Source organism: Bathymodiolus platifrons methanotrophic gill symbiont, assembly GCF_002189065.1.
Classification (GTDB): Bacteria; Pseudomonadota; Gammaproteobacteria; order Methylococcales; family Methylomonadaceae; genus Methyloprofundus.
Map to the genome: position 1 here is coordinate 1 of NZ_BDMN01000002.1, position 7,120 is coordinate 7,120.

The 7,120-nt window shown below is 39.1% G+C and carries 8 protein-coding genes; 1 reads left to right on the forward strand and 7 read right to left on the reverse strand.

Annotation, left to right across the window (positions count from 1 at the left end; translation table 11 throughout):
- Positions 1-144: 144 nt before the first annotated feature.
- From accA to CDZ78_RS00060, 7 genes are all read right to left on the reverse strand, one after another.
- Positions 145-1,110 (reverse strand): acetyl-CoA carboxylase carboxyl transferase subunit alpha, encoded by a 966-nt coding sequence (gene accA / locus CDZ78_RS00025; RefSeq protein WP_087868103.1) that lies wholly within the window; start codon positions 1,108-1,110, stop codon positions 145-147.
- A 73-nt stretch (positions 1,111-1,183) separates the two neighbouring features.
- On the reverse strand, positions 1,184-2,494 hold the full coding sequence (locus CDZ78_RS00030) for a replication-associated recombination protein A (protein ID WP_087868104.1): 1,311 nt from the start codon (positions 2,492-2,494) through the stop codon (positions 1,184-1,186).
- Between the two features lie 2 nt (positions 2,495-2,496).
- Positions 2,497-2,814: a hypothetical protein gene (locus tag CDZ78_RS22525; RefSeq protein WP_174664539.1), complete on the reverse strand. Its 318-nt coding sequence runs from the start codon at positions 2,812-2,814 to the stop codon at positions 2,497-2,499.
- Between the two features lie 290 nt (positions 2,815-3,104).
- Positions 3,105-3,542, reverse strand: a complete 438-nt coding sequence (locus tag CDZ78_RS00045) for an MlaD family protein (RefSeq protein ID WP_140413823.1) — start codon at positions 3,540-3,542, stop codon at positions 3,105-3,107.
- An 11-nt stretch (positions 3,543-3,553) separates the two neighbouring features.
- Positions 3,554-4,540 carry an MlaD family protein gene (locus CDZ78_RS00050; RefSeq protein ID WP_087868106.1) on the reverse strand — a complete coding sequence of 329 codons (987 nt, stop codon included), beginning with the start codon at positions 4,538-4,540 and terminating at the stop codon, positions 3,554-3,556.
- A gap of 158 nt (positions 4,541-4,698) precedes the next feature.
- Positions 4,699-6,090, reverse strand: a complete 1,392-nt coding sequence (locus tag CDZ78_RS00055; protein ID WP_167374124.1) for a PqiB family protein — start codon at positions 6,088-6,090, stop codon at positions 4,699-4,701.
- Entirely contained in the window at positions 6,077-6,409 is a 333-nt protein-coding gene (locus CDZ78_RS00060; RefSeq protein ID WP_167374125.1) for a paraquat-inducible protein A, read from the reverse strand. Before CDZ78_RS00060 ends, CDZ78_RS00055 begins: the two co-directional genes overlap by 14 nt.
- Before the next feature lie 229 nt (positions 6,410-6,638).
- On the opposite strand from CDZ78_RS00060, the gene CDZ78_RS00065 reads away from it, so the two are divergent.
- Positions 6,639-7,120: hypothetical protein (locus tag CDZ78_RS00065; RefSeq protein WP_373862407.1), on the forward strand; the 482-nt coding region annotated here is incomplete at its 3' end.

Consider the following 7,120-nt stretch of genomic DNA (forward strand, 5'->3'; position numbering starts at 1 on the left):
ATCATCACTCCGCTTAGGCTCCGTTTCCCTGATTTTAAGCGATGGTTAATATTCTGCAAGCCTTAGCGTAATACGGGAAATCAACGCTTCGAATGCCCCGTATTACACAAGCTCCATACGGACTACTTTATGTTGCAGGAGAAGCTACTTCACTTCTTCTGTATATGACCCAAAGGACATAATACGTTGATATCGTTTTTCTAATAAGATGTCTATTTTTTCATGTTTCAATTCCTGTACATGACGAGACAATACTTCCTTTAAACTTTCTGCCGTAGTTTTAAAGTCTCTATGCGCACCACCAATTGGTTCCCTAACTACCTCATCTAACAAGCCCTGCTCTCTTACCCTATCGGAAGTAATTCCCATCGCCTCAGCAGCAAGTTTTGCTTTATCAGCACTTTTCCATAAAATTGAAGCACAGCCTTCTGGTGAAATAACCGAGTAAGTACTGAATTCCATCATAATTAAGCGATCACCTACACCAATCGCTAAAGCGCCACCCGACCCACCTTCCCCAATAACGGTACAGATAATAGGTGTTTCCAGTTTTGCCATTTCAAATAAATTTCGTGCAATCGCTTCACTTTGGCCGCGCTCTTCAGCACCAATACCTGGATAGGCTCCAGGAGTATCAATAAGACAAATAACCGGTAAGTTAAAGCGCTCAGCCATTTTCATCACACGTAAGGCTTTACGGTAACCCTCTGGGCGAGGCATACCAAAATTACGTTTAATTTTTTCTTTAGTATCTCGACCTTTTTGATGACCAATAATAACAACCGCCTGACCATCTAATTTTGCTAAACCACAGATAATTGCCTCATCATCAGCATAGGTCCGATCACCATGTAATTCATGAAAATCAGTAAACATCATATCAATATAGTCCAGAGTATAGGGTCTACCCGGGTGTCTTGATAACTGAGAAATTTGCCAATCGCTTAGTTCTTTGAAAATTTGCTCTGTTAATGTCTGACTTTTAGCTTCCAGTTCGTTTAACGCAGAAGAAATATCTATATCATTTTCCGCTTCAACACGGCGTAATTCTTCAATTTTAGCTTCTAATTCTGCTATAGGCTGTTCGAAATCAAGAAAATTTAAATCCATGGCTTTTATTTTAATTATTAGGTTTTATACGTTGAATGCAGTGCAGGTTTATACCTTCTTATGCACTCATTATTTAATACTTTCCTGCTATTTTATCTAATTCTCGCAAATGTTTTAATTTTTCTGCAATTTTTATTTCCAGTCCACGAGAAACAGGCTGATAAAACTGTGTTTCCTGCAACCCTTCAGGGAAATAATGCTCTCCAGCGGCATAGGCTTCAGGCTCATTATGTGCATAACGATACTCCTTGCCATAATCCAGATCTTTCATCAATTTAGTTGGCGCATTACGTAAATGATTGGGCACAGGCAGACTACCACTCTCTTTTACTGCACGCATTGCGGCATTATAAGCCATATACACAGCATTACTTTTAGGCGCGCAAGCCATATAAACTAAAGCTTGTGCTAATGCTAACTCACCCTCAGGGCTACCTAATCGTTCTTGTGTTTCCCACGCACTGACACACAATTGCAAGGCCCTTGGGTCAGCATTACCAATATCTTCCGAAGCAATACGCACAATACGCCGCGCTAGGTATAGTGGATCACAACCACCATCCAGCATACGACAAAACCAATATAAAGCCGCATCTGGCGAACTACCACGCACTGACTTATGTATTGCTGAAATCTGATTATAAAATTCTTCGCCCTGGTTATCAAACCGTCGCACACCACCTGAGAGCACTTCCCTTGCAATCTCCTCAGTGATCACTTGTTCTTCATTTACTTGAGTCAATTCAACGGCGAGTTCCATAAAATTTAATAAACGCCGCGCATCACCATCCGCTGTCGCAGAAAACTGTTGTTTCAACTCATCAGACATCGTTAATGCAAGCTTGCCAAAACCATGCTTGGTATCTGTTAAAACTTTATCAATAAGCTCCTGTAAGTCTTCAATCGTCAACGCATTTAAAACATAAACACGCGCCCGTGATAACAAAGCATTATTCAGAGCAAAAGATGGATTTTCGGTAGTCGCACCTAAAAAAAACACCGTGCCATCTTCTACATGGGGTAAAAAAGCATCTTGCTGTGCTTTATTAAAACGATGCACTTCATCAACAAATAAAATAGTTTGGCGCTGTTCTAGTTGTTGTATTTGTTTAGCTGCCACAACTGCTGCTCGTATGTCTTTAACACCAGCTAATACAGCAGAAATAGGTATAAACTCAGCATTTGAATGTTTGGCAATTATTCTTGCCAGAGTTGTTTTACCTGTCCCCGGCGGCCCCCAAAATATCATCGAATGCAAACGGCCAGAGTTGATTGCCTCATATAACGGCTTTCCTGGCTGTAAAATATGTTTTTGCCCAGCGTAATCAGTCAGAGATTCAGGTCGCATTAAATCTGCTAAAGGCTTTGATAAATTACTACACATACTTAAAAATAACCATTTTCACTCAAACCCCCAAACGTGTTTTGAAAAAATAAGTAGTTTTGATTAATACTGACAAAACCGATAGTGTTAGTAATTCTTATAAATTGACTAGTACAGCATCCTGAATGTTTTACTAACAATAAAACGGCTAGTTCAGCACTAAGGAGCGAGAATTCAATAATACCCGAGCCTGGCTTGCCTTTTGCTATAAGCGAAAATATAGAACCCTCTATTCTGCGTATTTCAACTTTTTCTATTTGAGCAAGAACCAATAATTTAGAATGATTTTGACGAGCTTCAGAATAGGTAAATACTTGCATTTGATTACTCCAACACTTCAATAGTGAGATTAATGGTTACTTGTTTCATTCGTTAATCTAATGTGAATAGTGGATATGATAATGATTTTGCACATTGCAAAAAGTATGCATCAAAAGCCCCCGCTTCCGAATTATAACCATTCAGTCCCCTAATCAAATTGTAAGCAATTGTTTTTATAGATAATAAAAAATCAATGACTTAGAAGTGAGTCCGTATGTTTTCAGGTATTTTTACTGTTTGTAACTTACTGTAATATAAAAAATTAGGGGTCTGAATACTTACTCCGAATTTAGTTGTTTACTTTATTTCCATGTGCCTGATTTGATAAGGCGATTTCAGGAGTCCAATCGAGCCACTTTTGTTTATGGCGCTGATAGAGTTTAAAAACCTGTCCATTTTTTGCACTATCAACTGAGTCCTCATTCGGCGTTGCAAAAGCGATTCCCCCTAGAACTATGTTTTCAACTGATTCAGTATGAAATTCTGCTCCACTGAGTATACCAAAATCTATTTGTACACCACTAGCATGCCAGAATTTACTATTGCTTTTAACCAGACTCGCATATTTATCAGCTATATAGACATCTATTAATACATATTGTGAATTATTGGCTAGTTGAAAGCCACCGACTTCACCAACAATAATTTGCCGATAAGATACTGTATTGCCCACCTTAACAGAGCCTAAACGAGGAGATTTTAGAACAATATGCAGCCCTTGTTTTATTTTAGGTAGACTTAATTCACCTGCAAAATGTTTGTTTTTTGCCCCTGACCTGGTTCTATTTGCAGATAGTTTCCTTTTATTAAAGTATCCAGATGTTCACTTTTAAACAAACCTACTTTAGCTGAAACAAGCCAGAACTGGCTTCCCTGACGAGCAAATTCTGTCGCACTATTCCACAATTTTGCATGTGCAATAATCGCCTGATTATTCTCGGATAATTCAACTCGGGTTACTTCGCCCACCTGAATTCCTAGATAATTTATAGCAGTGCCTGCAGTTACCCCTTTAGCTAATGCAAATTTAATCTGTATTTGCACTACTTTCATTAATGCCTGCTGCTGATCTACATATAAATTATATAAGACAGAATCATGTTTAGCTTGCTCAGCCGATGGCACTATATTAGCAAAACTAATTCCGCCATTTAATAATGAATGTACCGGCGCCATGTTGACATCAACTCCCGAAAGACCCGCTTTTATCTTTAGACCACTATTGCGCCAGAAACGGCTGTTAGATTTTACTAGGTGTTGATATTTATCCTTGATAGCCGCGGAAATAATAATTGTGTCGTTCTTGGTATTTAAGCGGTAATCGACAATTTCACCCACCGGAATTTTCTTATAATAAAGTTTCGATCCTATTGTTAAAGAACCTAACTGTGTACAAGTAATTTGAATAATTTTATTATCGTTATCTTGCTTATAGTGCCCAACACCCGATTCTTCAGCATCGCTATGACTACTGTATAAACGGTAAACAGAATGATGTTTAATTTTCTTATGATTTAAATCCGGGGTTATAAATTCAATTCCCCCATTCAGCATGGTAGCTATCGTCCCTGTTTGTATATCAACTCCGCTAGTATCAAGGTTAAGCTGTATGCCACTAGCATTCCAGAATCGAGAATTATTGCCCACCAAATGTGCATATCTTTCGGTAATATAAATATCGATCAGAACATACTCACCTTTTTTATCTAGTTTAAAATCATGCACCTGACCTACCGCTGAAAATCAGGGAAACGTAGCCTAAGCGAAGTGATGATTTTTAGTCCGCGATAGCCGTAGGGCCGTTATTTTGTCGGAGTCTGAGCGTTAGCGAAGGTGGAGACAAAATAAAAGGCCATCCGACACGGCGTCAAGTCATTTGGAGCCTATGTTCCGACCCCTTGTTGGGTCGGGACGAGGTGACGAGGACGAATCGGGGCCGCCGGAGGCATAAGTGGTCGCGTTAAGTTTTTGCTGCTTGCTTGGGCTGGGATGCCCAAAACAAGCTTTCGCAAAAATAGCGACTCCCCGATTGTATTTTTTTTATATAAGACCGGGCTTGCATACTCAATAGAGCCAAGTGTATCTGCTTTTAACAATAGGTGTAGGCCTTTATCGCCGGCTGACATAAGCGGGGGTTTATTTAAAGCAATAAACTCTCTGACATCCTGGCCACCACCGGCTTGCATTTTAATATGATTTCCCTCCAGCAGTGATTTAAGCCCTGAAAAATCAGTTAAAGAAAGCGTAGGCGTGTCTAGCCAGAATTTTGTCCCTGTTTTTAATAGTTCTGCTGCACGCGGATCAAACATGATGTCGGCTATCACATTTTCCCCGGTTTTTTGATAACTCAGTTTTTTTACAACACCAATTTTAAAGGCATCATATTTAACTTCAGTCACTCCTTCTTCTAAATCTATGGCGGATTCAGAGCTGATTGTTACCGCAATACCTACTTTCGCATTATCAAAATCACTATGTAATTTAAAGCTTGTGTCATTCGACACGATATCTATGCTATCAGTATCGGGCGTATAGAATGCAATGCCTCCGGCAATTAAGGCGGTTAATGATTCTGTATGCACCGAAAATCCAGTTAGACTTCCTTTAATAGAGACCCCACTCGCATTCCAGAAACGTGAAGATTCCTTTACTAAATGAGCGTATCGCGGCTCAATACGAACTTTAATAATCACACCATTTTGGGCTTCTGCCAGTTCATAATCCAGTACTTCACCCACGGGGATTTCACGGAAATATATTTTAGAACCTCGTGAAACTGATCCTAAACGATCAGCAACAATATCGATATACAGTCCATTTGAATAATCTTCTAAGATAGGCGCTCTGTCCAGAGCGATAAATTCCCGTTGCGCTTTTCCTTCGCCTGGATTCATGCGGATATAATTTCCAGAAACAATCGTATCCAGACCTGTAATTTCAGTTAATGATACTTTAGGCTTTACTAACCAGAACCCTGTTGTATTCCGCAAAGCTTGTTTTGCCTCACGTTGTATTTCGGCAGTCACTTTGACTTGTTTCAGGTTTTTACTGATATGTACTTCCCGGACTACGCCGATGCGCACACCTTTATAGATAATAGCTGTTTTACCTTCTCTTATGCCCTCTGCATTATCAAACAAGATTGATATTTCTATGCCTTTTTCAATCATACTTTGATAAAGCACCCAACCACCAACTAATGCCGATAATAGAGGTAATAACCAGATACCTGATAACCAGAGTTTTCGTGTGACAACAGGTTTAGCTATGTTCATTAACATCATCCCAGATTAATCTTGAATCAAAACGTAAAGCAGCAAACATAGTCAATATGACAACAATTGCAAATAATAAGGCAGCGGGCTCAACTTCAACTGAGGCGACTTTATTAAATTTAATGATTGCCAATAAAATGCTCATGACAAATATATCTAACATAGACCAACGCCCGACGAACTCAATGATACGATACATTTTTGTATTGATATTAGCATTCCTCTGCCACTTAAATTGTACAGTGAGTAATATTAAGGCAAGTAACAGCATTTTAAGTAAAGGAACCACAACACTGGCAATAAAACAATGATCGCACATCAGTGTTTCCATTGAAAGCAACAATAGCTAAGAAACTTAGAGAGTATGCCTTATTTTAGAGGCGGTATGCGATTATCTTGTCCTACTCCCAGATTTTTAATCAATCCTAAAAATTCTTCGCAGGATAAGCACATGGAAAAACAACAAAAAACCTAAAATAAAGCTTGCAATTACGAAAAACATTTTTTTATAATTTTCCGTTTTATAAACCTTATAATCGGAAACTCTCATGTACGAATCCCAGACACTGAATGCCTTTATTTTTGATCACTGCAATAAGAGCATGGACAATGCCGTATCAGCAGAACGTTACCCTTTGTGGAAGCGAGCATGCCCAGGACTAAACGATATTGGCTTTATTCGTCTTGGGATGTTACGTTGCATCAGTTTGGTGGATAGTGGTCGCCATTTTTTACAGGCAGCAGAAGAGGTTCATGAGGAGCAATGCCCTCTTTCAACCTATTTTAAATCACTCAAGTCACCTAGACGAGTGAGAATGCTCGAAGCTGTTGAACAACAAAGCTATGACATTTACAGTGAAACTCTGTCATCGCACGGTATTGATTATCTAAAGTCATTTCCTGAACTGAATGACTATACCGTATTGGCGGCTGATGGGCACTTTATTGATCATGCCTGTCATACAGAAAAAGGAAGGAATGGAAAAGTCTACGCAGCAGGGTTTATCTACACTTTAAATCTCAGAAATGG

Coding starts and splice junctions, on each gene's coding strand:
- accA (WP_087868103.1), bottom strand. CDS start 1,110: ATGGATTTAAATTTTCTTGATTTCGAACAGCCTATAGCAGAATTAGAA.
- CDZ78_RS00030 (WP_087868104.1), bottom strand. CDS start 2,494: ATGTGTAGTAATTTATCAAAGCCTTTAGCAGATTTAATGCGACCTGAA.
- CDZ78_RS22525 (WP_174664539.1), bottom strand. CDS start 2,814: ATGCAAGTATTTACCTATTCTGAAGCTCGTCAAAATCATTCTAAATTA.
- CDZ78_RS00055 (WP_167374124.1), bottom strand. CDS start 6,090: ATGAACATAGCTAAACCTGTTGTCACACGAAAACTCTGGTTATCAGGT.
- CDZ78_RS00060 (WP_167374125.1), bottom strand. CDS start 6,409: ATGTGCGATCATTGTTTTATTGCCAGTGTTGTGGTTCCTTTACTTAAA.